Here is a 706-nt window from a genome sequence, read left to right as displayed (position 1 = left end):
TGGCCAGCAGGCCGACCACCATCTCCACCGAGCGCGACATGGCAATGCCCACGCGCGACTCGGGCCGTACGCCCAGGGCGACCAGGCGATGGGCCAGGCGGTTGGCCTGGGCGTTGAGTTCGCCATAGCTGAGGCTGTGTGCTTCGAATACCAGGGCCTTCGCCCCAGGCCGCACACGCGCCTGTTCTTCGATCGCGTGCTGCAGCGGCACGGCATGCGCAAGGCATGGCTGCCTGCTGCCGCAGCGCTCAAGCGCCGTCCGCTCCGTCTCACCCAGAATCTGCAGCGCCCCTGCATTGCTGTGTGGAGCCCGCTCCAGCGCCCCGACGACCGCCTGGATGGCGGCCCCCATGTAGCTGCACAGCCGCTGGGCACCAATGGACTCGCTGGCCTGCATCACGATGCCGAAGCCCTCGCCCAGATCATCGATCGATACCGTTACCGGGTAGTTGGTGCGCTCCTGTCCACCCAGTGCCGTGAGGCCTTCCCATGCGCTGGAAGTCCCGTCATCCTGAACCAGATAACGGTAGTTGAGCAGAGTGGAGAACAGCGGCGTGCCTCCCTCCAGCGCACTGCAGCGCTGCGCCAGCGACAGCGTCGCGTGCTCATGGTGCATCAGCCCCGACAACCCCTCATGCGTCTGGCGCAGGCACTCCTGCACGCTGCGCTCTCCCAGCCGTACGCGCAGCGGCAAGGTGTTGATGAA

The 706-nt window shown here is 66.7% G+C and carries 1 protein-coding gene; it reads right to left on the bottom strand.

The window, feature by feature from the left end; genetic code table 11:
- Positions 1 to 706: AMP-binding protein (locus tag BW39_RS03445; protein ID WP_043819814.1), on the bottom strand; the 706-nt coding region annotated here is incomplete at both ends.

The organism is Delftia sp. RIT313 (genome assembly GCF_000632165.1).
Taxonomy (GTDB): Bacteria; Pseudomonadota; Gammaproteobacteria; order Burkholderiales; family Burkholderiaceae_C; genus Comamonas; species Comamonas acidovorans.
The sequence above is the reverse complement of the archived record's forward strand: the minus strand, read 5'-3'. Positions and strand labels throughout refer to the sequence as shown.